We start from the raw sequence: 23,873 nt of genomic DNA, 5'->3' as shown, positions 1-23,873 counted from the left end.
AATCAGTCGGGAGTATGGACACAAATAGGGCAAGATATAGATGGGGAAGCAGCAGATGATCAGTCAGGTTTTAGTCTAAGTTTATCCTCAGATGGAAGTATTCTAGCAATAGGAGCACCTTTTAATGATGGTAACGTACTGTCATCAGGTCATGTACGAGTATATGAAAATCAGTCGGGAGTATGGACACAAATAGGGCAAGATATAGATGGGGAATTAGGAGATACATCAGGTTCTAGTCTAAGTTTATCCTCAGATGGAACTATTTTGGCAGTTGGGGCTACAAATAATGGCGATAATGGATTAAATTCTGGTCAAGTTAAAATTTATGAGAACATAAATAATGTTTGGATGCAAATAGGACAAGATATTAATGGTGAATCTTCTAGTGATCAGTCAGGTTTTAGTCTAAGTTTATCTTCAGATGGAAGTATTCTAGCAATAGGAGCACCTTTTAATGATGGTAACGGAGATTCATCGGGTCATGTACGAGTATATGAAAATCAGTCGGGAGTATGGACACAAATAGGGCAAGATATAGATGGGGAAGCAGCATTTGATCAATCAGGAACAAGAATAAGTTTATCCTCAGATGGAAGTATTTTAGCGGTTGGAGCTCCTTCTAATGATGGCAATGGAAATGATTCAGGTCATGTAAGAGTATATGAAAATCAGTCGGGAGTATGGACACAAATAGGGCAAGATATAGATGGGGAAGCAGCAGGTGATAGTTTTGGAAGAAATCTAGATTTATCTTCAGATGGGAGCATTCTGGCAATAGGAGCTCCTTTTAATAATGATAACGGAAGTTCATCGGGTCAAGTAAAAGTTTATATGAATATCAATAATACTTGGATGCAAATAGGATCGGATATTAATGGAGAATCAAGCCCAAATCTGTTTGGAATAAGCATTAAACTATCTTCAGATGGAAGTATTCTGGCAGTTGGAGCTCCTTTTAATGATGGTAATGGTAATAGATCAGGCCATGTAAGAGTGTTTGATTTATCTGCATTATTATCACTAGAAGAACAAAATGAATTAGTTTTCGGAATTTTTCCCAACCCAACCAAAGATCAATTCACCATTCAATTAGATAATTCATCAGATTTACTGAATATTCATATCTACAATAACCTTGGTCAGTTGGTATTAACTTCAAAAGAAACAACTGTTGATACCTCAAAATTAACTTCAGGACTGTACATGGTTGAAGTAGAAACTTCAAGAGGAAAAAGGGTTGAGAAGTTGATTATTGAATAGATCTTATCGATTTTAGAAAAAACAACATTATATTTTAATTATTAAAAAATTAATTCTAACTTAATTTAAAAATTTAGGAAAACATCTTTACAATACTTAGCTTTAGTAAAAAATAAAATCAAACCAAATGAAGAAACTATACTTGATTGCATTATTATTACCTTTATTAGGCCTTAGCCAAGTACAGATAGGTGATGCTATTAAATCGGCAGTTGTGTCTTATGATTTTGGGAATGCTGTAGCTATATCTGATGATGGGCAAATAGTGGCAATAGGCGACTGGCAAGATTATGGCAATGGCACTAGGGCCGGATGTGTTAAGGTATACGAAAATATAGCAGGATCTTGGTACCAAATCGGGGCTAATATACAAGGAGAAAATGTAGGTGATAAAGCAGGAATAGATGTCGCTATATCAGCTGATGGAACAATTGTAGCAATTGGAGCTATGGACTATGATGGAATAGATTATAATTCCATTGGTCAAGTTAAGGTTTTTGAAAATCAAAATGGCTCATGGGTGTTGTTAGGTGAACCAATACTCGGTCAAAGAGTATCGGAGCAGTCTGGAAGAAGTGTTAGTTTATCATCTGATGGAACAATTGTTGCTATTGGAGGACCAGAGCAAAATTCCGGTAGCGTTCTTTCGGATCGTAGAGGACGTGTTAGGGTATTCGAGTATGTAAATAATTCTTGGGTTCAGATAGGAAACGAACTGGTCGGTGATAATTTGTTCGATAGATTTGGTTGGTCTGTAAGTCTATCGTCTAATGGAATGGTATTGGCCGCAGGAGCACCCAATAATGATGAGAATGGAGAAAATTCAGGTCAAGTAAGTGTTTATGAAAACCAGGGTGGTAATTGGGTTCAGATTGGTCAGAGTATTCATGGTGAAGCTCAAGGCGACGAATCAGGAAGGAGTATTTCACTTTCAGGAGATGGTTCTAGGTTGGTTATTGGGGCTTGGAAAAATGATGGCAACGGGGGAGGATCGGGTCATGTAAGGATTTATGAAAATGCAAATGGTAATTGGTTACAGATGGGAGATGATATAGACGGCGAAGATCCATTGGATAAATCTGGTTTTAGTGTTTCAATATCTAGAGATGGTAATACTTTAGCTATCGGATCACCTGATAATATTCACCCTGAGATTGGACCACTACAAGCTCAATATGGTGGACCTGCTGGTCAAGTCAGGGTTTATAGATTGACAGAAGGTGAATGGGTAAAACAATGGATTGATATTAATTCTGAGGCATATCGAGATAAATTTGGTTCTAGCGTGGCTTTATCTGCAGACGGTGATACTTTAATTGCCGGAGCTACCGATGCTGAATTGCCGCCTATTTGGATGAGAGGCCATGCAAGAGTGTTTGATCTTGCTGTATTTCTGTCTCTAGCCACTCAAGATCATAAATCAACAGGATTAAAACTCTACCCCAACCCAACCAAAGACCAATTCACCATTCAATTAAACAATTCATCAGATTTACGGGATATCCATATCTACAATAACCTTGGTCAGTTGGTATTAACTTCAAAAGAAACAACTGTTGATACCTCAAAATTAGCTTTAGGCCTTTATTTAGTTGAGGTAGAAACAGCAAGAGGAAAAAGCATTAAGAAGCTGATTATAGAATAACAAAATATCACTTCATGCCTGTCTGCCACAAGGTAGGTGATCCCGATAACTATCGAAATTGTATCTAGCAGTAAGTCTAACAAAGTTTAAGCACGGTAGAAATACCGTGCTTTTTTTATTATTTAACTTTATCTAAACATTATTAAATTTTAATAGCTTAGTTTTGTGTTAAACTTAATGCCTTCTCTTCCACCTAAATTAAGTTTAAAATGAAGAATTCCTATCACTTTTAGGAAATGAATATGATTAAAAATTAAATGACAAGAAAAAGAAAAAAGAAACCTAAAAAGAACAAGATTTCTAACCTTACAAATACCATTCTTAGTATTTTAAAAAAAGAACGAAATAAATCCTTTAACTATAAACAAATTGCTGCTATACTCGGTGTTAATGATGCCAGTAGTCGTAATCAGATTATTAAAACTTTAGCTAAGCTAGCCGCCAAACAAGAGATAGAACAAATAGATCGTGGTAAGTTTAAGGCAATCGTAATTGCAGACTACTACACAGGTATTTTAGATTTGTCATCTAGAGGTAGTGGTTATATAATTAGTGAAGATTTTGAAGAAGACGTGTTTATAGCTTCAAACAATATCAATAAAGCCTTAGATGGTGATGAAGTAGAATTTTATGCTTACAAACGCAGAAAGCGAGGCAAAATAGAAGGTGAAATCACCAATATCATTAAACGCGCTAAAAGTGAGTATGTCGGTACCATTGAAATTCAGGATAAAAAGAATTATGCCTTTGTTATTCCTGATAGCAGTAAGATGTATAAAGACATCTTTGTACCTATAAACAAAACCAAAAAAGCAGAAGATGGGGATAAAGTTTTAGTCACACTTACCGATTGGCCTGAAAAGGCAGATTCACCCTATGGTAAAGTGGTTGAAGTTCTTGGTAAACCAGGGGAACATAGCACAGAGATTCATTCTATATTAGCAGAATATGGTTTACCACACGAATTTCCTTATGAAGTAGAGCAATTTGCTAACCAACTCGATACGTCTATTACTGATGAAGAAATTGCTAAACGTCGCGATATGCGTAAGGATTTAACCTTTACTATAGATCCAAAAGATGCTAAAGATTTTGATGATGCTTTATCCTTTAAAGTACTCGATAATGGTTTGTATGAAATAGGAATCCATATAGCAGATGTATCGCATTATTTAAAACCAGGAACGGTTTTAGATGACGAAGCTTATGAGCGCGCTACGTCTATTTATTTAGTGGACCGCGTGGTTCCAATGTTACCAGAAATTTTATCTAATGGAGCTTGTTCATTACGACCCCATGAAGAAAAATATACCTTTTCTGCCGTGTTTCAAATGAATGATAAATGTGAGATAAAGCACCAATGGTTTGGAAGAACAGTAACCTATTCTGACGCGCGTTTTGCCTACGAAGAAGCACAGGCAATTATTGAGAATAATCCCAATTTTATGGTTACTCCGAGTGCATCAGTGACCAATAGTTCGGTGGCTGAGGCTCTCGAAGCCAAGATACCTGCAGAAGTTTCTCTAACAGGAGAAGCCTATCAAACCAAGCCAGAAATCGCTGAAGCTGTTTTGGTCTTAGACAGATTAGCCAAGAAAATGCGAGTAAAGCGTATGCGCTCAGGTGCTATTTCTTTTGATAAAGTTGAAGTAAAATTCAGTTTAGATAAGGATGCTAATCCAACAGGAGTGTTCTTTAAAACCAGCAAGGATGCCAATAAACTTATAGAAGAGTTTATGCTGTTGGCCAACAGAAAAGTATCGGAGTTCATTGGAAAGCAAACTCCCAAAAAGACGTTTGTATATCGTGTGCATGATGAACCAGATGAAGCTAAATTGGCGCAGCTACAAACTGTTGTTGGACGCTTTGGGCATAAGCTTACTTTTAAAGACCGAAATAGTATATCATCATCTTTGAATAAGTTACTGAACGATGTAGTTGGTAAAAAAGAACAGAACCTGGTAGATACTTTAACAATTCGTACTATGGCTAAAGCAGAGTACACCACACAAAATATTGGGCATTATGGTTTGGCTTTCGACTATTATAGCCATTTTACTTCTCCCATTCGACGTTATCCAGACGTTATGGCGCACCGCTTATTACAACACTATTTAGATGGTGGGAAATCGATAAATGAAGCGATTTATGAAGAAAAGTGTAAACACTCCAGTAATATGGAATATTTAGCTACGAAAGCTGAACGCGATTCCATAAAATATATGCAAATCCGTTTCATGCAAGACCATCAAGATGAAGAGTTCTTAGGAGTGATTTCAGGAGTAACGGATTGGGGAATTTATGTCGAAATTATTTCTAACAAATGTGAAGGTATGGTAAGCCTAAGGGATATGAAGGATGATACCTATGATTTTGACCAAACACACTATGCGATGATAGGTCGTAATACACATAATATGTACCAACTAGGAGATGAAGTTGTTGTAAAAGTAAAAGCTACAGATTTGGTGAAAAAACATTTAGATTTTTACTTAGTTGGAAAACCAACTACTGAAGATTAAATTTGATGTTAAAATAACGTTTTATGATATTAACAACAACAAATTCAATAGAAGGGTATAAAATAATAGATTATTTGGGTATTGTTACAGGTGTGGCGCTTAATGAAGAGGTCATAACAGGTGGTTTTAGCCTGTCTAAATACATGAAAAAAATTCAGGGTAGTGTAGATAGTGTAAAAGAAACAGCATTTCAGAGACTTCAGGATAATGCAAGACAATTAAATGCTAACGCTATCGTTGGTATAAAAGTTGAGGTAGAATTAACAACCCATAATTATCCTATGGTTTCCGTCACAGGAACTGCAGTAAAAGTAATGGTTTAGCTATGAGTTCAAAAATAAAAGCCACATTGTATGCTTATGGTATATTTTTTGTTATTTTTCTAATTATTTGGTTGGTTATTCATAATCTTTTTCAAGATTTGAGTTCACCAATTCTTGGAGCAATCACTGCAATGATCACAGTATTGCTCGCGCCCCAAAGGCAGGTTATCAAAACACAATCAGGAGAAAAAGTTCAATTAAAATGGTTGTTTAGTAAAAGAGTCATTCATATAAAATAGAAAAAATGAAAAAGTTTTTGAGTAGTTTAATTTTAGTTTTGAGTATTTCAGTAAGTGCTCAAGACACTATTGAAAAAACCGTAGGAGAATTTAAGACACTTAAAGTTTTTGATTTAATCAACGTTAAAATGAAAAAATCAGACGAAAACAAGGTGATTATCTCTGGGAAAAACAGAAAAGATGTTCAGGTAATTAATAAAAACGGAAAGCTTAAAATTAGAATGAAACTCGAAGAGAGTTATGACGGTAATGACACTGTTGTGTTGCTTTATTATACTTCAGTTGAAGTCATTGATGCTAATGAAGGAGCTAATATAAAGGTTGAAGAACCTATTGAGCAATTCGAAATTGATTTAAAAACACAAGAAGGCGGAGAAATCACAGCAGCATTAAACACTAAGTATGCTAACTTTAGAGCTGTAACCGGAGGTATAATTAATGTTTCCGGAAGCTCTAAAAACCAAGACATCTCAATCTATACTGGCGGTATAGTTAATGGGGAAGACCTTAAAACAGAAGAAACCGAAGTAAGTATAAATGCAGGAGGTGAGGCTTATGTAAACGCATCAGAAAAAGTAGAAGTCAGAATAAAAGCAGGTGGCGATTTATTTATCTACGGAAACCCAAAAGTTGTAGATGAAAACCGCGTATTAGGAGGTCGAATTAAACGTATGTAAATTCCTTTCTGTTTGTTACTTTTGTGTAAACCGCAAGTTTACATGTTAGATGATATCTTAACAGCAATTCCATTCGGAATTATTTTAGCCTTTACCATTGGTCCAGTCTTCTTCGTATTGCTGGAAACCAGTGCAACAAAGGGCTTTACTAGCGCTTTGGTATTTGATTTGGGTGTTATTCTTGCTGATATCGTATTCATTCTTCTCATTTTTATGAGTACTGATACCTTATTGGATAAAATAAAAGATGATCCTAAGCTATTAGTGTTTGGCGGTGTTTTGCTTGTAGTCTATGGTATAATTTCATTTATTAAAATCTCTAAATCGTTTCGATCTATTGTAAAGGAACATCACAGAATCGAACTACCAAAAAAGGACTATGGAAGACTATTTGCAAAGGGATTCCTGCTTAATTTTATCAATATAGGTGTGCTTTTGGGCTGGTTGGGCTTTATTGTTATAGGCACTTCGATAACCACATCTAAGAACGGAGTGACAGTTTTTATAATCTCAATGTTAGCAGCTTACTTTGTATGCGATTTAATTAAAATAGCAGCAGCAAAACGCTTAAAAAGCAAATTAACTCCAAGGCGCATTTTTAAAACCAAAAAAATTGTGGCCTTAGTTATCTTAGGCTTTGGTATATTGCTTTTATCCCAAGGGTTGTTCCCTGAATTGTATGAAAAAGGGAAGGAACAGATTGATAAGGTAAACCCGATAAAAGATAATCATTAAAAAACAAAAACCTTTCAATACAAATTGAAGGGTTTTGGAGGTGTCGAGCGGATTCGAACCGCTGTAGATGGTGTTGCAGACCACTGCCTAGCCACTCGGCCACGACACCTTATTGAGAGGGCAAATATATAAATTATATGTGTTTTACCCTATATAGTCTTATTTTTTTCGTTGTTCTGAAAGTTCGATAGTTACCATTTCTACGTCACCACCAATCGGAGGATTAATTTTACTTACGGAAACAGTCGCTTCATTAACCAAGGGGTCTTCTTCAAATATTCTATCCAGAATACGCTGGGCCACAGCTTCCAATAGTTTTGAAGGTATTGCCATTTCTTCACGCACAACACGATTTAAAAACACATAATCAACAGTATCACTTAACGCATCGCTTTTTGAAGACCTTGACAAGTCAGCTCTAACTGTGATATCAACACGGTAGTCACTACCAATAATGGTTTCCTCCTTTAAGCAGCCATGATGTGCATAAACCCGAATGTTTTCAACTTTTATAATTCCCATAAAGCAAAAATAACACTAGAGTTGTCACTTCGAGTGAATTTCTACAAGAAATTTGTATCGAGAAGTATCAAAGAGTTAATTCGTAAAAAAGTCAAAAATATTACTGATAGCACTTGTTTTGGCCTTAAAGAATTCGGTATACGTGCACTGTTTACAAGTTACAGATGTAAACTTTTTGTTTTGCACGTCAAATATTTTAGACAGTGTTCCTCCGGTTGCTCTCATTTCGCTGATTTCGTAAGTTGTATTATCGCATTTCGGACATTTGTAATTCATAATTCTCGGTTTAGATTATCTATATTCTATAGGTGTTGCATAGTGCATTAATGTTACAATTTGTGTAATTTTACGCCTTAATTCTTTTTAAATGTCAGCGTATACACCTCTTAATTTTATAGAGCAAATTATAGAAGAAGATTTGGCCAACGGATTGTCTAAGGAAAAACTTCGTTTTCGCTTCCCTCCAGAGCCTAATGGTTACTTGCATATTGGGCACACCAAAGCCATTGGAATAAGCTTTGGCTTAGGAGAAAAATACAATGCTCCCGTAAATTTAAGGTTCGATGATACCAATCCCGCAAAAGAAGAACAAGAGTACGTTGACGCCATAAAACGCGACATCTCATGGTTAGGCTATAAGTGGGCCAATGAGTTATACTCATCTGATTATTTTGATGAATTGTATGCTTGGGCTGTACAGCTAATCAAAGACGGTAAAGCCTATGTTGACAGTCAGTCATCGGAAGCTATGGCAGAACAAAAAGGGACTCCAACACAACCAGGTTCTAATAGCCCTTTTAGGAATAGAAGTGTAGAAGAGAATTTGGATTTATTCCAACTTATGAAAGCTGGAGAATTTTCTGCAGGTACACATGTGTTGCGCGCCAAAATAGACATGGCAGATCCAAACATGCTGATGCGCGATCCCATTATGTATAGAATTCTTTATGCGCACCACCATAGAACAGGAGACCAATGGTGTATTTACCCTATGTACGATTGGACACACGGCGAGAGCGACTATATCGAACAGATTTCGCACTCACTATGTTCATTGGAATTTAAACCACACAGAAAGCTCTATAATTGGTTTAGAGACCATGTATATGAGTACAATAAAGATCAACTTCCATTACCACCAAAACAGCGAGAATTTGCGCGCCTTAATTTAAGTTACACCATTATGAGCAAGCGTAAATTATTACGTTTGGTTGAAGATGGTGTTGTATCTGGCTGGGATGATCCGCGTATGCCAACCATTTCAGGATTGCGTCGTCGCGGCTATACACCAAATTCAATCCGTCAGTTTATTGAAAAAGTAGGTGTGGCCAAGCGCGAAAATGTTATAGATGTATCATTGCTTGAGTTCTGTATTCGCGAGGATTTGAATAAAACCACCAATAGAGTGATGGCCGTTTTAGACCCTATAAAAGTCGTCATTACTAATTATCATGAAGATAAAGAAGAATGGCTTGAAGCTGAAAACAACCAGGAAGATGCGTCATCAGGCTATAGAAAAGTACCATTTTCGAGGGAGATTTATATCGAAAAAGAGGATTTTAAGGAAGCAGCAGGAAACAAGTTTTTTAGACTTAAGCTAGGTGGAGAAGTACGACTAAAGAATGCGTATATCATTAAAGCGAATAGTGTTTTAAAAGATGATAATGGTGAAATTACTGAAATTCATTGCACATATGATACAGACACCTCTAAAAAAGTAAAAGGTACGCTGCACTGGGTTTCTATAAAACATGCTATCACTGCTGAAATAAGAGAGTACGACCGCTTGTTTATGCACGAAGCACCAGATAGCGATAAGGATAAAGACTTTATAGAGTTTTTGAATCCGAATTCGTTGACTATTAAAATAGGCTATTTAGAACCAAGTTTAGCTGATGCAAAAGTAGGAGAGCGGTTTCAATTTCAACGTTTAGGTTACTTTGTGGTTGATGAAGATACAACGTCAAACAAATTGGTGTTTAATAAAACGGTTGGGCTACGGGACAGTTGGACAAAACAAAAACCAAAACAGAATGTCACTTCGAGCGCAGTCGAGAAGTCTCATAATAAACCACAACAGCAAAGAAAAGCAATTAGTATTATCCAGCAATTAGGCAAAAAGTACACCAATTTACCTGAAGAAAAACAGGCTAAGGCAAAAACTGAGATACAACAACTTGCACAAGACGTGACTTATGAAGAGTTAGAACCTTTATTTGGAACTGCAATTAAGAAATCAGGGACACGCATAGCAGTAATGATTTCATTAAAAGAATTGCTAAAAAATGGTTTGGAGCGTAATGAAGCCATAGATGCATTCGTAGCAAAAGCCCTAGAGGATAAGAACCAATTATTGGTAGCTGAGGCTCAATCTATTTAACACAAAGGTATAATCGTGATATTTATTTGTTGTGTTTTGAAAAGTTTTACGACAAAACGCATATGAAGCCATTCCTTGCCATACTAATTTCCTTATGCTCTTTATCCATGTTTTCACAAAACATGACCAACGAAAAGCTTGATGATATTTACACTTCCATCAGTGATTCTATACAAGGAAGATCAAACGCATGGCAATTTTATGTTAAAGAGGTACAAATGATATCTATTACGGATAGTATTCACAATAGAATGCGTATTATATCGCCAATTATGGACTCTAATGCGTTAACGGACGATTTAATTAAGGCGGCAATGATTGCCAATTTCCATACTGCTTTGGATGTAAAATATGCGGTGACTGATGGTGTTTTGTGGTCGGTTTTTATCCATCCCTTAAAAGAATTATCTGAGCATCAAGTTAAAGAAGCGGTCAGTCAGGTCTATAATGCCAATATTAATTTCGGAACCACTTTTGCAAGTACCGGTCTGTCTTTTCCATTTAGTCAACATTCTGAAGAGAAAGCTAAAAAAGAGAAGAATTCGAGTTTAAAAAAGAAGAAGATTTAGAACTTTTAACCACATAAAAATTCACTCAAAAACCTCTAAAGTAAAGACTTAGAGGTTTTTTTGTACTTTTAACCATACTAACTATAAATCACAATATATTATGGAAATGAATTTTTTAGCCATTGCGGTGGCTGCAATTGTGCCTCTGATTATTGGTGCCATTTGGTACAATCCAAAAGTATTAGGAACCGCTTGGATGAAAGCATCTGGAATGACTGAAGAAAAAATGAAAAGCGGAAACATAGCCGTTATATTTGGGATAACACTAATATTATCGGTACTATTAGCTATGACTGTAAATGGCATGGTAATTCATCAGATTGCGGCTTCACAGGTTGCCTTTCCAGATCTGGAAGCCGAAACGTATAAAGCGTTTATGGCCGAATTTGGAAATGCCCATCGCAATTTTCGCCACGGCGCACTTCATGGAGCAATAGGCGCTCTTTTCTTTGTATTACCGGTTTTAGGAATTAATGCACTCTTTGAAAGAAAAGGCTGGAAATATATTCTTATTAATGTTGGCTATTGGGTGGTGACCTTAGCCATTATGGGGTCCATTCTATGTGGATGGGTATAAATCTATTTAGAATTAAGAGAAAAGCCTTGAACTTTCTAGTTCAAGGCTTTTCTTATTAATCCTCTATCGGCTCTGATTGTATCTCATCTTCAGGTATATCTAAACTGGTTTTAAAATCAGGAATTATTTGATTGACTAACGCTTTATTTTTAAGTTGCTTGGCTTCAATGAACCACCAAAAATCTGCTTTATTATTATAAATTCCCAAGAGGTAACTTTTCGACTTAATTCTTTGATTAGACATTTTCATTTGATTCATGTTCTCGATAACACAGCGGTGTTGTCCTTGCTCCTCTACAATATCAGAAACACTAACAACATCAGCTTTTTCGAAAACAAAACCTTGTGCCTTCATACTATCGAACATACTTTTAATATAGCCAAGCGCAGTTTCTTCACCACCCATCATTTCGACAACTGAAGGTAAAGTATGCTTTAGTACCGTTTTAAAATCCATTTCTAAAGTCGCTTTAGCTGTAATTTCAGCATCTCTTTTAGCATCTTCTTTGGATTGTGAAAACCCAATTAAACATGATATAAGTAGCAGACCAATACATAGCCTTTTCATTTTAATAGCTTTAATTAATCAATTTTCTTATTTTGAATCAGGGTTTTTAGCTTTTTTCATAGCCTCACCAATTTGGTTGCTAGCCGTAAAACTGGCTACCATATCATTGAGCATATTGCTTCCTGCTTGCGGAGAGTTAGGCAACAATATTAAGTTACTGTTGGTCTCTTGCCCTATAGATTGTAGGGTATCATAGTGTTGGGTCACTACTATGAGCGCTGACGCTTCTTGAGAGTTGATGCCCACTTTGTTTAAGACCTCGACAGACTCTTCTAAACCCCGCGCAATTTCACGACGCTGATCGGCAATACCTTGACCTTGTAAACGCTTACTTTCGGCTTCTGCTTTTGCCTTTTCTACAATAAGGATACGAGCCGCATCACCTTCAAATTGCGCAGCGATTTTTTCACGTTCAGAGGCATTAATACGGTTCATAGCAGCTTTCACCTGTGGGTCAGGATCAATATCAGTAACCAAGGTTTTAATGATATCGTAACCATATTCAAGCATGTATTCCTGCAATTCACGTTTTACTGCAATCGCAATGTCATCTTTTTTAACAAACACATCATCTAGTTTCATTTTTGGAACTTCGGCACGCACTACGTCAAACACAAATGATGTAATCTGGTCATGCGGATATTCCAACTTATAAAAGGCATCATAGACCTTATCGCGAATAACTTTATACTGTACAGAAACTTTCAGTTTTACGAATACATCGTCTAAGGTTTTAGTTTCTATCAATACATCTAGCTGTTGAATTTTCAAACTTAAACGACCAGCAATTCTATCGACCAAAGGGATTTTCATCTGTAAACCAGAATGTCGAACACTTTGATATCTACCGAAACGTTCTATGACCGCTGCGGTCTGCTGTTTTACTATAAAAAATAAAGAAATGAACACGATTAAACTAAAAAATATAATCGGAATTAAAACAAATTGACCCATGACAAGTTTTTTAAATGGTTAATGTATATGTGATATTAAATTTAAGTAATATTAAATTATTTTATTTAGGTTTGTTGCAATTAGCTCTTAAATCTTATGAAAAAAACCAACTGCCAATTATTAGTAGCGCTCTGTATGGTCTTTGTTACATTTAGCTACGCACAGCATAAGCGCTATACCATAAAAAATGGATTTGCGCTTGGTGGTGGATTAACCCAATACGATATTTTAACTGACAATCTCAACACCACTTCTGGCAGCGGCTGGTTAATTAACGCATCTACGACAGCGGACATACCTCATAAATGGTACAATATTAGTTTTGGAATGCAACTCTCTGAAAACAATATTGAAATTGCAGGTTTACTATTTGATGAAGATGTATTTATAGACCAACAGCTCGAGTACAAACTGTTTGCAGCGCAACTGGCGATGCTATTACATGCCAAGTTGATTAAAAATCTCTTAACTATTGATGTTGGACCAATGCTACAGTATAATGGTAAAATGGAATTACAGAATGATAATCCAGATAATCTTTTTGTAAGGGTGAATGATGACACTTTTGAGGCCATTGAACTAGAAGATATTTCTCAATTTAATGTAAATGGGGCCGTTGGAGCCACATTGGGCTTTCAATTTATAAAATTGCGCGCGCAATATATTTATGGATTTACCAATATGTTGAACAAGCTTAACGACAAAAACCTTACTAGTGAAAAGTTTAAAGGCAATCAGAGCATGTTAACTTTCGCGGCTTTAATCACTTTTTGATGACACCAAAACTGTCTTCCTGAACTTGTTTCAGGATTCCTTCCACATTATTCTATACTGCTTACCAAGGTATCAATACGTTTTACGGTTTCATTTTTACCGATGAGAAACATAATTTCAAAAACATCGGGTCCTTGTAAAGCACCAACCAATGCCAAGCGCAAAGGCATCATCACTTTTCCAAACCCTATTTCATTACCGGTAATCCAACCTTTAATTTTTGATTGAAGGTTTTGAACCGTGAATTCTCTGGTTACGGAGACAATTTCTATTACTTTTTGCATCAAGTCAACAGTACCTTCTTTTATAGCTTTTTTCAACGCTTTTTCATCATAAGTTTTTGGTGCAACAAAGAAGAAATGACTTAAGTCCCAAAACTCATTAACAAAGGTGGCGCGTTCTTTTATTAAGCCGACGACCAGTGCTACGTAGTTAACATCAATATCTGACAACTCTAATTGGGTAGATTTAAATTGTTCAGCTAATTCAAAATCCAGTTGCTGTTGCATGTAATGGTGGTTAAACCATTTGGTTTTATCAGGATCAAAACGAGCACCAGCTTTGTTAACACGTTCTAATTCAAAATCATTAACCAGTTGTTCTAGACTAAATATTTCTTGTTCAGTCCCAGGATTCCAGCCTAAAAAAGCCAAGAAATTAACTACGGCTTCTGGGAAATAACCGTCTTCTTTATAGCCTCTTGAAGTTTCATTGGTTTTTGGATCAGCCCACTCTAATGGAAATACGGGAAAGCCTAGTTTATCCCCATCTCGTTTGCTTAGTTTTCCTTTACCGACAGGCTTAAGAATTAAAGGTAAATGTGCAAATTGTGGTGCTTTCCAACCGAAAGCATCGTATAATAACTGATGCAGAGCTAAGGATGGCAACCACTCTTCACCACGGATTACGTGTGAAATCTGCATCAAATGGTCATCTACAATATTAGCCAAGTGATAGGTGGGCATCCCATCGCTTTTGAATAGGATTTTATCATCTAGTACACTAGTGTCTATTGATATGTCGCCACGAATAATATCTTTTAGGCGCAGGGTTTCATCTTGCGGTGATTTAAAACGAACCACATAGTGTTCTCCAGCCTCAATTTTAGCTTTGGTGTCTTCTTCGGAAAGCACCAGTGAATTTACCAAGCGGCCTTTTTCACGATTATGCCAATTGTAGATAAAGGTTTTGCCTTTAGCTTCATGATCTTTTCTATGTGCATCGAGTTGCTCAGGTGTATCAAAAGCAAAATAGGCTTTACCTTCGACTATTAATTGGTCGGCATACTGTTTGTATAAGTGTTTGCGCTCACTTTGTCTGTAGGGACCATAATTATTTTGGTGGCTGAGGTTACTCGAAGCCACATTTTCATTGTTCACCTTGTGAGCCTCAGTAACCAAATGTGGCCCTTCATCAAAAGGAATACCGCACCAATTCAAGGCCTCAACAATATAGTCTTCAGCACCTTCAACATAACGATTTTGGTCGGTGTCTTCAATGCGTAACACAAAATCACCACCATGTTTTTTAGCAAATAAATAGTTGAACAAGGCAGTTCTTACACCACCAATATGTAAAGGCCCTGTAGGGCTTGGTGCAAAGCGCACACGTACGTTTTTAGACATAATAAAATTTTATAACTGAACTGTCACACTGATATTCGGTCACTGAAGCTCTCGAAGTGGTCGAAGTATTGTTTCAGAATCTAGTGCAAAGATAGAATTATAGCATAGAAGTACGAAGTGCCAAGCAAGAAGATTTTGCTGGACTAAAAACTGAGACTGAGGACTAAGAAATAATCATTGCCTTAGGTACTCGCTTATTCATAATCTTAAACCACAGCGGAGGAATCATAGATAATACCATGGACGTCGGATACCCAAAAGGCATTTGTGGACTTTCGTCATGGCAATCCAAAATCTGATATTTTTTAGAGGATTTATAGTGGTGGTCACTATGCCTTGTGAGTTCATATAAAACAATTCGCCCTATGACATGATTAGAATTCCAGGAATGCATTTCTTTAACACGCTCATAACGACCAGATTTAGTTTTTAGCCGCAACAATCCGTAATGCTCAATATAATTGACAGTTTCTAAAAGAATAAAGCCTACCACACCAGCAAAAAAAGCAAATACTAGCGCAGTTGTTCCGAACAAAAGCCCAATCGACACTAAATACACAGTTTGAAAAACGGTATACCATAGCATGTCATTTTTAATTGAGAAAAAGGACAGCCTGTTGTTTTTCAGCAATTTCTTTTGGATGCGCCAAGCACTAAAGTATTGGCGAATCGTTGAGGTGAACCAAAACGAATAAACCGATTGGTTGTATCTTGCTGTAGCAGGGTCTTCAGGCGTTGCAGCATGTAAATGGTGACCGTAATTATGCTCTATATAGAAATGCATGTAGAATGAGGGCAAAAGCAAGGCTTTACCAATAAAACGCTCATTTGTGGTTTGGCGATGACCCAATTCGTGTCCGACATTAATACCATTAACACCTAGTACAATACCAACTGAGAAAATCAAGCCAATGAATTCATAGGTTTCCAATGGATGATTTGCAACTAAAACTAAAGCATAAAAAACCAAACCAAAAACAATAGGCAGATTAAGATATAATAGCCAATCAAAAAGTTTTCGTTTTAGTTTGCTGCCTACTTCTTCAGCTTCAAGATTTTTAGTATCTACAGGAAAAATAAGCTCTAAAAGGGGAATACACACAAAAGCAAATATTGGTGTTGCCCAAACCCAATAGCTTTTAAAGTATAATCCAAAAAATGCCACTACTGGAATTGAAAAAGCCGCCAAATACTTAAGGTCTTTCATAAAATTTGTCATTCCTGCCTGCGCAAGAATCTATTACAAGTTAAACATTGAGCTAATATATCATTCCGAACGAAGAGTGATTTATGAATCTCTATTATTTTTAATAATATTTCTCATCGTTCATACTTCACTTTCTTGAAATGACAGGTTTTAACTGTTAAAACATCTAAATTAACAGAATCTTACCAAATTTAAGGAAATGACAATTAAAATAAAATTGTAGATTAGTCAGTTAGAATAGGACATGAGCAATTTTGAAGCCATAAAAAACAAGTTACAGGAGTTCATTAAGAAGTACTACACTAATGAGCTACTAAAAGGCGCGATTTTATTTTTCGCTATTGGCTTGTTGTATTTTATGGTAACCTTGTTTGTGGAATACATGCTCTGGCTTAACCCCACGGCAAGAACCATTTTATTTTGGACCTTCATAGCTGTTGAGTTAGGGCTATTCATTAAATTTATTGCCATTCCATTAGCACAGCTATTCAATCTAAGAAAGGGCATCAACTATGAAACAGCTTCAAAATTAATCGGATCGCATTTTCCAGAAGTCAATGACAAGCTATTAAATATATTGCAACTTAATCAAAGTCCGTCACAATCGGACTTATTGATTGCAAGTATTGAACAGAAATCAAAAGCACTCCAGCCTATACCGTTTAAATCTGCCATTAATTTTAAATCTAACACCAAGTATTTAAAGTACGCCGCAATTCCGATTTTAATTGTGCTATTATCTTATCTTACAGGAAAGATCAACTGGTTTAGTGATAGTTATGAGCGCGTCGTGAATTACCAAACCGCTTATGAGCCACCAGCTCCTTTTCAATTTTATGTGCTTAACGAGTCCCTTGAAGCGATTGAAGGCAAGGATTTTAAGCTGAAAGTTTCCACAGTTGGCGATGTAATTCCTGAGAATGCCCAAATTCAATTTAATGGACAATCGTATTATCTACAACAAATAGGGTCTGGTGAGTTTCAGTACACTTTCAACCTGCCGAAGGAAAATATAGAGTTTTCACTTTCAGCCAATGATATCAACTCCAAACCCTATGAATTGCAAGTAGTTAATACACCTAACTTGGTAAATTTTGAGATGCTTTTAGATTATCCATCTTACACTAAAAAGCAAGACGAGGTATTAAAGAGCACAGGTTCTGCTGTAATTCCTGAGGGGACTAAAGTAACATGGAGAGCATTAACAAAATCTACAAGTGAAGTCAATATATATGCTGATGACACATTAAGCTTAGCGCAAAAAGAAGAAGGTGAATTTGAAGCTGCCAAGCAACTGTTTAGAAATTATAATTATAGCATCTCTACCAGTAATGACAACCTTAAGGATTATGAAAACCTTGCGTACAGCATCAGCGTCGTTAAGGATTTAAATCCTGAATTGGATATTAAGGTTCAAAAAGATTCTATTGACCTACAGAGTTTGTATTTCTATGGCCAAGCGAGTGATGATTTTGGATTGACAAAACTTAATCTGGTCTATTATCCCGTGGATGATGAAGTCAACAAGATTGTGTCACCAATAACCATTTCAAAATCTAATTTTAGTGAGTTTGTGAGTGCATTCCCGAATCAATTTGAGCTTGAGGAAGGCGTAAGTTATCAGTTGTATTTTGAGGTATTTGATAATGATGCTATACATAATTACAAACGTACCAAGAGTAGTGTTTTTAGTTACAGAAAGTTAACGAAAGAAGAAGAGGAGCAAAAGCAACTGCAAGAGCAAAATGAAACCATAAAGGATATCGGGAAGACCTTTGAGAAGCTTCAGGAGCAAGATAAAAAGCTAGAAGAATTCTCTAAAACCCAAAAAGAAAAGCAGCAGCTCAATTTTAATGATAAGAAGAAGTTTGAAGACTTTTTAAAACGCCAGAAGCAACAGGAGCAGTTGATGAAGAATTTCAACAAGAAACTTCAAGACAACTTGGAAGAATTTCAAGAAGAAAAAAAAGAGGATCAGTTTAAGGAAGATTTGAAAGAGCGCCTCAAGGAAAATGAAGAGCAGTTGAAGCAAGATGAAAAACTTTTGGAGGAGTTAGAAGAATTAAAAGACAAGATTAACAAGGAAGAGTTCACCCAAAAGCTCGAAGAGTTGGCGAAGCAAAATAAAAATAAGAAACGCAGTATGAAGCAACTTTTGGAGTTGACCAAGCGTTTCTATGTAATGAAAAAAGCAGAGAAGATAGCCAATCAGTTAGACGATCTTTCTAAGAAACAAGAAACGCTTTCAAATAAAGAAAAAGAGAATACCAAAGCAAAACAGGAAGAATTTAATAAGGAGTTCGAAAAGATTCAAAAAGATATTGAGGACTTAAAGCAAGAAGATAGACGTCTTCAAAAACCTATGAATGTTCCAGTTGATGAGTTTTTAGAGGATGGGGTAAAGTATGACCAAAAAGAGGCTACAGAAGCTTTAGAAAAGAAAGAGCAAAGCGAACAGGAACAAAAATCGCAACAAGAAGCCCAAGAACAATTACAAAAGGCCCAAGAAAGACAAAATAAGGCCGCAAAAAAGATGAAGCAGATGAGCGAAAAGCTCATGCAAATGATGTCCGGTGGTAGCGGTGGTGGTAATCAAATGGCAGAAGATATAGACATGTTACGACAGATTTTAGAGAATTTATTGCTCTTTTCATTTGACCAAGAAGAACTCATGAATACATTTGATGCTATTGATATTAACAATAATAAATATGGTAAATATATTATTGAACAAAGTAATCTCAGAGAGCATTTTGAGCATATTGACGACAGTCTATTTGCATTGTCTTTACGTCAACCAAAAATATCTGAGAAGGTTAACTCTCAAATAACTGAAGTGTATTTTAGTATTGATAAGGCACTAGGTCAACTGACAGAAAATCGTTTATATCAAGGTGTGTCTTCTCAGCAATATGCCATTACCGCTAGTAATGAACTTGCAAGCTTTTTAAGTGATGTATTAGACAATATGGAAATGTCTATGAGTGCAGCTTCAGCGTCAGGAAGTGGGGAGGGTGGACCTCAATTACCTGATATTATTATGAGCCAAGAGGAGTTGAATAACCAAATGGAAGAGGGTGTTAAGAAGAATGAGGAAGGAAAAAAAGGGGAAGAAGGCAAAGAAGGCAAAGAAGGTGAAGGGGAAAAACCAGGAGAGCAAAGCAAAGAAGGTGAAGGCAAAGAACCTGGAGAACAAGGTAAAGAAGGCGAAAGTGGTCAAAATGGCGAAAGAGGAAACTCTGGAGAACAAGAAGGCGAGGGTGGTCAAAACGGAAATGATGGTAATCAGAATGCTGAGGGTAACCAAAACGGAGAGGGTAAAGACGGAAAGCAGGGCAAGAATGGTAATAATGGCAGCGACGGAAGAGATGGAGAAGAGAACGATGGTTATGGTGAAGGAGGAAATGAGGAACAAAATGCCGAGCTGTTTAAGATTTATCAAAAACAACAACAGTTACGCCAAGCTCTTGAAGACCGTTTAGCAAAAGAGGGCAAGATTGAATCTGCTGGTGAACTGATTAAACAAATGGAAGACGTAGAGCTTGATTTGTTGAACTATGGTTTCACCAATCAAACCTTACAAAAAATGATGGATTTGCAACACCAATTATTGAAGCTTGAGAACGCGACATTTATGCAAGGCCAAGATACTAAACGTGAGTCAGAAACTAATGAAAAGGAATTTGACACAACTAACCCCAATCAAATTCCTACAGCAAAACAATACTTTAATACTACCGAAATATTAAATCGACAGGCCTTACCTTTACAGAATCATTTTAAGAAGAAGATACAAGAGTATTTTAAAAAGACTAATGATTAGTTTTAATTACGAAACCAATTTTGAATTAGAAGGGGCTAAGGAAATATCATCGTGGATTTCTGACACCATAGTCGAAGAAAATTGTAAAGAAGGTGAGATTAATTATATCTTTTGTTCAGATGAATACCTTCACAAAATTAATCTTGAATTTTTAAATCACGACACCTTAACTGACATTATTAGTTTTGATTATTCGGTAGGAAAAGAGCTACATGGAGATATATATATTTCTATTGATAGAGTCAGGGAAAATGCTTCAGAGTTTAAGAGGCCCTTTCAAGAAGAAATAGCCAGAGTTATTATTCATGGCATTTTACACTACTGCGGCTATAAAGATAAGTCCCTTGACGAAGCTAGGCAGATGCGCAGCAAAGAAGATTACTACTTGAGTAGGCGTTAGTTAATGATGCTATTTCGACGTATATTTGCAGACTGAAAAAATTAAAAAGACCAAAACGTTCCACGTGGAACATTGTATGGTGGCTTCGAGAGCCTCTGCCTCCAGAATTTAAATTGGTTATTGAGGTTCTAGAAATGACTTAAAGAAAGATATGTTTAACGATGTTTATGATGTTATAGTTGTTGGAGCTGGCCATGCAGGAAGCGAGGCTGCAGCTGCCGCTGCCAATATGGGTAGTAAGACATTGTTGATTACAATGAACCTTCAGAATATAGCCCAAATGTCATGCAATCCTGCTATGGGCGGAATTGCGAAGGGACAAATCGTTAGAGAAATTGATGCGCTGGGAGGTTATAGTGGGGTTGTTTCTGACACATCTTCGATTCAATTCAAAATGCTCAACAAGTCTAAAGGACCAGCAATGTGGAGCCCAAGAGTGCAATCTGACAGAATGCGGTTTGCAGAAGATTGGAGATTGCTTTTGGAGAACACTCCCAATTTAGATTTTTATCAAGAAATGGTTTCAGGCTTATTGATTGAAAATGATAAAGTCGTTGGGGTAAAGACATCACTCGGCATTGAGGTAAAGGCAAAAACTGTAGTGCTGACCAATGGTACTTTTTTGAATGGCCTTATTCATATTGGTGATAAAAATTTTGGTGGCGGAAGAGCAGGAGAACGAGCCGCTACTGGAATAACAGAAGAACTTATAGCGATAGGATTTGATTCTGGCAGAATGAAAACGGGAACACCGCCAAGGGTTGATGGGAGATCGTTAGACTATTCTGTAATGATTGAACAGCCAGGTGACGAGAATCCTGAGAAGTTTTCATACCTAGATATAACACAGCCGTTAAAAGAACAACGATCTTGCCATATGACCTATACAAGTCCAGAGGTTCACGATTTACTTCGTGAAGGCTTTGATCGTTCCCCAATGTTTAATGGAAGGATTAAAAGTGTTGGGCCAAGATACTGTCCATCTATTGAAGACAAGATTAACCGTTTTGCAGATAAGCATAGGCATCAATTATTTGTAGAGCCAGAAGGTTGGAATACTGTTGAGGTTTATGTTAATGGATTTTCCACATCACTTCCAGAGGATGTTCAATACAAAGCGCTGCGATCTGTTAAAGGGTTTGAGAATGTAAAATTCTTTAGACCCGGTTACGCTATAGAATATGATTATTTTCCACCAACCCAATTAAAGCATACACTAGAAACAAAATTGGTAGATGGTTTATTCTTTGCAGGACAAATCAATGGCACAACAGGATACGAGGAAGCGGCATCACAGGGACTAATGGCGGGAATTAATGCGAGTCTTAAGGTACAAGAACGAGGCCCTTTTACTTTAAAAAGAGACGAAGCTTACATAGGCGTTTTAATTGACGATCTTATTACCAAGGGAACCGAAGAACCTTATCGTATGTTCACCTCGAGAGCTGAATACAGAACATTATTGCGCCAAGACAATGCAGATTTTAGATTAACACCAAAGGGTTACGAACTAGGCTTGGCTTCTGAGAAACGCTTAAGACGCATGGAGGAAAAACAATCAAAGTCGGATGCCTTTGTTCAATTTTTTAAAGACACCAGTGTAAAGCCAGATGAAATAAATCCGATTCTAGAATCTAAGAATTCTGCAAAGGTGAGGCAACAGGACAAAATGTTTAAGCTTTATGCAAGACCAAATATCACTATAGAAGATATGCGTAAAGTGGCGTCTGTAGAGAACTATGTTTTAGAGAACAATTTAGATGTTGAGGTTATAGAGCAAACCGAGATACAGGTGAAATATGCAGGTTATATTGAAAAGGAAAAGAACAATGCCGATAAATTAAACCGCCTCGAAAACGTAAAGATTCCTTCTAATTTTGATTACTCAAGATTGAAATCCATGAGTATGGAAGCTAGGCAAAAATTAGCCGAAATTCAACCTGTAACCATATCACAAGCTTCTAGAATCAGTGGAGTATCCCCTAATGACATTTCTGTTTTATTGGTGTATTTAGGAAGATGATAAAAACATGTTCCACGTGGAACATTGGGTGGCTTCGAGAGCCTCAGCCACCAAGAATTGGTCATCGAGGCTCTCGAAATGACCATTTAATGAAAGACAAAAAACCAACATATCTAACTGTAAAGGACCATTCGGTTTCAGGTGAAGACTTCCAGTTATTGTACAATAATGAATTGGATATGTTGGAAACATTTCCGCAACCAAATGCAGAAAATCTACCAGACTATTACAAGAGTGATGATTACATTTCTCACACTGACAATAGAAGGAATCTTTTAGAAAAGATTTATCATATCGTTAGAAAGATTTCTTTAAAACGAAAATTGAAGCTTATAAATTCTTTTTACACTGAGGAGAAAAAATTATTGGATGTTGGATGTGGCACAGGGGATTTTTTAGAAACTGCCCAAAAGGACAATTGGCAAATTGCAGGAATTGAACCTGACGAAAAGGCTAGGCAAATTGCAAATTCCAAAACCAATAATACAGTTTTTGAAATAGAGCATTTAAATAGTTTAAAAGAAAGTAGTTTCGACGTTATTACACTTTGGCATGTTCTGGAGCATTTGCCAAAACTAGACATGCATATTGCATTATTTAAACACTTATTAAAACCCAAAGGAAGATTGGTAGTTGCAGTGCCAAATTTCAAAAGCTACGATGCTGAGCATTATAAAAAATTTTGGGCAGCATATGATGTGCCCAGACACCTTTGGCATTTTTCAAAGTCGTCTATAAAGAAACTTTTTGCTAAGGAAGGCTTTGAACTAACTAAAATCTTACCAATGCATTTCGATGCCTATTATGTGAGTTTACTTTCAGAAAAATATAAGTCTGGTTTTATGAATCCTTTCAAAGCATTTTGGATTGGAATGTGCTCAAACCTCAAAGCAAATCAATCTAAAGAGTATTCATCCCATATTTACATCCTAAAACAGAAGGATTAGCAGTATAAAATCATTAGCCTGATGATTTGACTTTAAGATATACGATTGCAAGCCTAAAAAAAGAAAAGCGCTTAAAAGGCTTTATTTGAATCTATTTTGT

The 23,873-nt window shown here is 36.4% G+C and carries 20 protein-coding genes and 1 tRNA gene; 14 read left to right on the top strand and 7 right to left on the bottom strand.

What is annotated here, in order from left to right:
* The 6 genes from Q0992_RS06230 to Q0992_RS06205 all read left to right on the top strand — a co-directional run.
* Positions 1–1,263, top strand: a 1,263-nt coding sequence (locus tag Q0992_RS06230; RefSeq protein ID WP_299521480.1) for a T9SS type A sorting domain-containing protein, incomplete at its 5' end; no start/stop codon positions are given.
* A 127-nt stretch (positions 1,264–1,390) separates the two neighbouring features.
* A complete protein-coding gene (locus Q0992_RS06225) occupies positions 1,391–2,908 on the top strand; it encodes a T9SS type A sorting domain-containing protein (protein WP_299521479.1) in 1,518 nt (505 codons plus the stop codon).
* Positions 2,909–3,165: 257 nt separating this feature from the next.
* On the top strand, positions 3,166–5,430 hold the full coding sequence (locus Q0992_RS06220; protein ID WP_299521478.1) for an RNB domain-containing ribonuclease: 2,265 nt from the start codon (positions 3,166–3,168) through the stop codon (positions 5,428–5,430).
* A gap of 23 nt (positions 5,431–5,453) precedes the next feature.
* Positions 5,454–5,753 (top strand): YbjQ family protein, encoded by a 300-nt coding sequence (locus tag Q0992_RS06215; protein WP_299521477.1) that lies wholly within the window; start codon positions 5,454–5,456, stop codon positions 5,751–5,753.
* A 244-nt stretch (positions 5,754–5,997) separates the two neighbouring features.
* Positions 5,998–6,669: a head GIN domain-containing protein gene (locus Q0992_RS06210; RefSeq protein WP_299521476.1), complete on the top strand. Its 672-nt coding sequence runs from the start codon at positions 5,998–6,000 to the stop codon at positions 6,667–6,669.
* 42 nt (positions 6,670–6,711) lie between these two features.
* Positions 6,712–7,404, top strand: coding sequence for a LysE family transporter (locus Q0992_RS06205; protein WP_299521475.1), 693 nt, complete (start codon positions 6,712–6,714; stop codon positions 7,402–7,404).
* A gap of 35 nt (positions 7,405–7,439) precedes the next feature.
* Here the strand turns inward: Q0992_RS06205 and Q0992_RS06200 are convergent.
* The 3 genes from Q0992_RS06200 to Q0992_RS06190 form a co-directional block, all read right to left on the bottom strand.
* Positions 7,440–7,513 (bottom strand) — tRNA-Cys (locus tag Q0992_RS06200).
* Positions 7,514–7,563: 50 nt separating this feature from the next.
* Entirely contained in the window at positions 7,564–7,926 is a 363-nt protein-coding gene (gene folB, locus Q0992_RS06195) for a dihydroneopterin aldolase (RefSeq protein ID WP_299521474.1), read from the bottom strand.
* A 75-nt stretch (positions 7,927–8,001) separates the two neighbouring features.
* Positions 8,002–8,202, bottom strand: a complete 201-nt coding sequence (locus Q0992_RS06190) for a zinc ribbon domain-containing protein (protein ID WP_299521473.1) — start codon at positions 8,200–8,202, stop codon at positions 8,002–8,004.
* Positions 8,203–8,293: 91 nt separating this feature from the next.
* Here Q0992_RS06190 and Q0992_RS06185 point away from each other — a divergent pair, with 91 nt between their 5' ends.
* The 3 genes from Q0992_RS06185 (at position 8,294) to Q0992_RS06175 (ending at position 11,452) form a co-directional block, all read left to right on the top strand.
* Entirely contained in the window at positions 8,294–10,306 is a 2,013-nt protein-coding gene (locus Q0992_RS06185) for a glutamine--tRNA ligase/YqeY domain fusion protein (RefSeq protein ID WP_299521472.1), read from the top strand.
* A 62-nt stretch (positions 10,307–10,368) separates the two neighbouring features.
* On the top strand, positions 10,369–10,875 hold the full coding sequence (locus Q0992_RS06180) for a hypothetical protein (protein ID WP_299521471.1): 507 nt from the start codon (positions 10,369–10,371) through the stop codon (positions 10,873–10,875).
* 100 nt (positions 10,876–10,975) lie between these two features.
* A complete protein-coding gene (locus Q0992_RS06175) occupies positions 10,976–11,452 on the top strand; it encodes a DUF1761 domain-containing protein (protein ID WP_299521470.1) in 477 nt (158 codons plus the stop codon).
* 55 nt (positions 11,453–11,507) lie between these two features.
* Here the strand turns inward: Q0992_RS06175 and Q0992_RS06170 are convergent, their stop codons facing one another.
* Both Q0992_RS06170 and Q0992_RS06165 read right to left on the bottom strand, forming a co-directional pair.
* Positions 11,508–12,020: a hypothetical protein gene (locus Q0992_RS06170; RefSeq protein WP_299521469.1), complete on the bottom strand. Its 513-nt coding sequence runs from the start codon at positions 12,018–12,020 to the stop codon at positions 11,508–11,510.
* A gap of 27 nt (positions 12,021–12,047) precedes the next feature.
* Entirely contained in the window at positions 12,048–12,974 is a 927-nt protein-coding gene (locus Q0992_RS06165) for an SPFH domain-containing protein (RefSeq protein ID WP_299521468.1), read from the bottom strand.
* Between the two features lie 96 nt (positions 12,975–13,070).
* Between Q0992_RS06165 and Q0992_RS06160 the strand changes: the two genes are divergently transcribed.
* On the top strand, positions 13,071–13,748 hold the full coding sequence (locus tag Q0992_RS06160) for a hypothetical protein (protein ID WP_299521467.1): 678 nt from the start codon (positions 13,071–13,073) through the stop codon (positions 13,746–13,748).
* 47 nt (positions 13,749–13,795) lie between these two features.
* On the opposite strand, the gene gltX is transcribed toward Q0992_RS06160, so the two are convergent.
* Positions 13,796–15,373 carry a glutamate--tRNA ligase gene (gene gltX / locus Q0992_RS06155; protein WP_299521466.1) on the bottom strand — a complete coding sequence of 526 codons (1,578 nt, stop codon included), beginning with the start codon at positions 15,371–15,373 and terminating at the stop codon, positions 13,796–13,798.
* A 163-nt stretch (positions 15,374–15,536) separates the two neighbouring features.
* Positions 15,537–16,580 (bottom strand): alkane 1-monooxygenase, encoded by a 1,044-nt coding sequence (locus Q0992_RS06150; RefSeq protein WP_299521465.1) that lies wholly within the window; start codon positions 16,578–16,580, stop codon positions 15,537–15,539.
* A gap of 244 nt (positions 16,581–16,824) precedes the next feature.
* Between Q0992_RS06150 and Q0992_RS06145 the strand changes: the two genes are divergently transcribed.
* The 4 genes from Q0992_RS06145 (at position 16,825) to Q0992_RS06130 (ending at position 23,773) form a co-directional block, all read left to right on the top strand.
* Positions 16,825–20,403, top strand: coding sequence for a DUF4175 family protein (locus tag Q0992_RS06145; RefSeq protein WP_299521464.1), 3,579 nt, complete (start codon positions 16,825–16,827; stop codon positions 20,401–20,403).
* Entirely contained in the window at positions 20,396–20,803 is a 408-nt protein-coding gene (ybeY, locus tag Q0992_RS06140; RefSeq protein ID WP_299521463.1) for an rRNA maturation RNase YbeY, read from the top strand. The genes Q0992_RS06145 and ybeY overlap by 8 nt, the downstream gene beginning before the upstream one ends.
* 151 nt (positions 20,804–20,954) lie before the next feature.
* Positions 20,955–22,826 (top strand): tRNA uridine-5-carboxymethylaminomethyl(34) synthesis enzyme MnmG, encoded by a 1,872-nt coding sequence (gene mnmG / locus Q0992_RS06135; protein WP_299521462.1) that lies wholly within the window; start codon positions 20,955–20,957, stop codon positions 22,824–22,826.
* 89 nt (positions 22,827–22,915) lie between these two features.
* Positions 22,916–23,773: a class I SAM-dependent methyltransferase gene (locus Q0992_RS06130; protein WP_299521461.1), complete on the top strand. Its 858-nt coding sequence runs from the start codon at positions 22,916–22,918 to the stop codon at positions 23,771–23,773.
* Positions 23,774–23,873 lie beyond the last annotated feature (100 nt).

It is taken from the genome of Winogradskyella sp., from assembly GCF_028289625.1.
In the GTDB taxonomy this organism is placed as follows: Bacteria; Bacteroidota; Bacteroidia; order Flavobacteriales; family Flavobacteriaceae; genus Winogradskyella.
This window is presented reverse-complemented; position numbering and strand designations above follow the sequence as displayed.

Excerpts from the sequence above, each read along its gene's own strand:
- Q0992_RS06225 (WP_299521479.1), top strand. The coding sequence starts at position 1,391 with ATGAAGAAACTATACTTGATTGCATTATTATTACCTTTATTAGGCCTT.
- Q0992_RS06220 (WP_299521478.1), top strand. The coding sequence starts at position 3,166 with ATGACAAGAAAAAGAAAAAAGAAACCTAAAAAGAACAAGATTTCTAAC.
- Q0992_RS06215 (WP_299521477.1), top strand. The coding sequence starts at position 5,454 with ATGATATTAACAACAACAAATTCAATAGAAGGGTATAAAATAATAGAT.
- Q0992_RS06210 (WP_299521476.1), top strand. The coding sequence starts at position 5,998 with ATGAAAAAGTTTTTGAGTAGTTTAATTTTAGTTTTGAGTATTTCAGTA.
- Q0992_RS06205 (WP_299521475.1), top strand. The coding sequence starts at position 6,712 with ATGTTAGATGATATCTTAACAGCAATTCCATTCGGAATTATTTTAGCC.
- folB (WP_299521474.1), bottom strand. The coding sequence starts at position 7,926 with ATGGGAATTATAAAAGTTGAAAACATTCGGGTTTATGCACATCATGGC.
- Q0992_RS06190 (WP_299521473.1), bottom strand. The coding sequence starts at position 8,202 with ATGAATTACAAATGTCCGAAATGCGATAATACAACTTACGAAATCAGC.
- Q0992_RS06185 (WP_299521472.1), top strand. The coding sequence starts at position 8,294 with ATGTCAGCGTATACACCTCTTAATTTTATAGAGCAAATTATAGAAGAA.
- Q0992_RS06180 (WP_299521471.1), top strand. The coding sequence starts at position 10,369 with ATGAAGCCATTCCTTGCCATACTAATTTCCTTATGCTCTTTATCCATG.
- Q0992_RS06175 (WP_299521470.1), top strand. The coding sequence starts at position 10,976 with ATGGAAATGAATTTTTTAGCCATTGCGGTGGCTGCAATTGTGCCTCTG.
- Q0992_RS06170 (WP_299521469.1), bottom strand. The coding sequence starts at position 12,020 with ATGAAAAGGCTATGTATTGGTCTGCTACTTATATCATGTTTAATTGGG.
- Q0992_RS06165 (WP_299521468.1), bottom strand. The coding sequence starts at position 12,974 with ATGGGTCAATTTGTTTTAATTCCGATTATATTTTTTAGTTTAATCGTG.
- Q0992_RS06160 (WP_299521467.1), top strand. The coding sequence starts at position 13,071 with ATGAAAAAAACCAACTGCCAATTATTAGTAGCGCTCTGTATGGTCTTT.
- gltX (WP_299521466.1), bottom strand. The coding sequence starts at position 15,373 with ATGTCTAAAAACGTACGTGTGCGCTTTGCACCAAGCCCTACAGGGCCT.
- Q0992_RS06150 (WP_299521465.1), bottom strand. The coding sequence starts at position 16,580 with ATGAAAGACCTTAAGTATTTGGCGGCTTTTTCAATTCCAGTAGTGGCA.
- Q0992_RS06145 (WP_299521464.1), top strand. The coding sequence starts at position 16,825 with ATGAGCAATTTTGAAGCCATAAAAAACAAGTTACAGGAGTTCATTAAG.
- ybeY (WP_299521463.1), top strand. The coding sequence starts at position 20,396 with ATGATTAGTTTTAATTACGAAACCAATTTTGAATTAGAAGGGGCTAAG.
- mnmG (WP_299521462.1), top strand. The coding sequence starts at position 20,955 with ATGTTTAACGATGTTTATGATGTTATAGTTGTTGGAGCTGGCCATGCA.
- Q0992_RS06130 (WP_299521461.1), top strand. The coding sequence starts at position 22,916 with ATGAAAGACAAAAAACCAACATATCTAACTGTAAAGGACCATTCGGTT.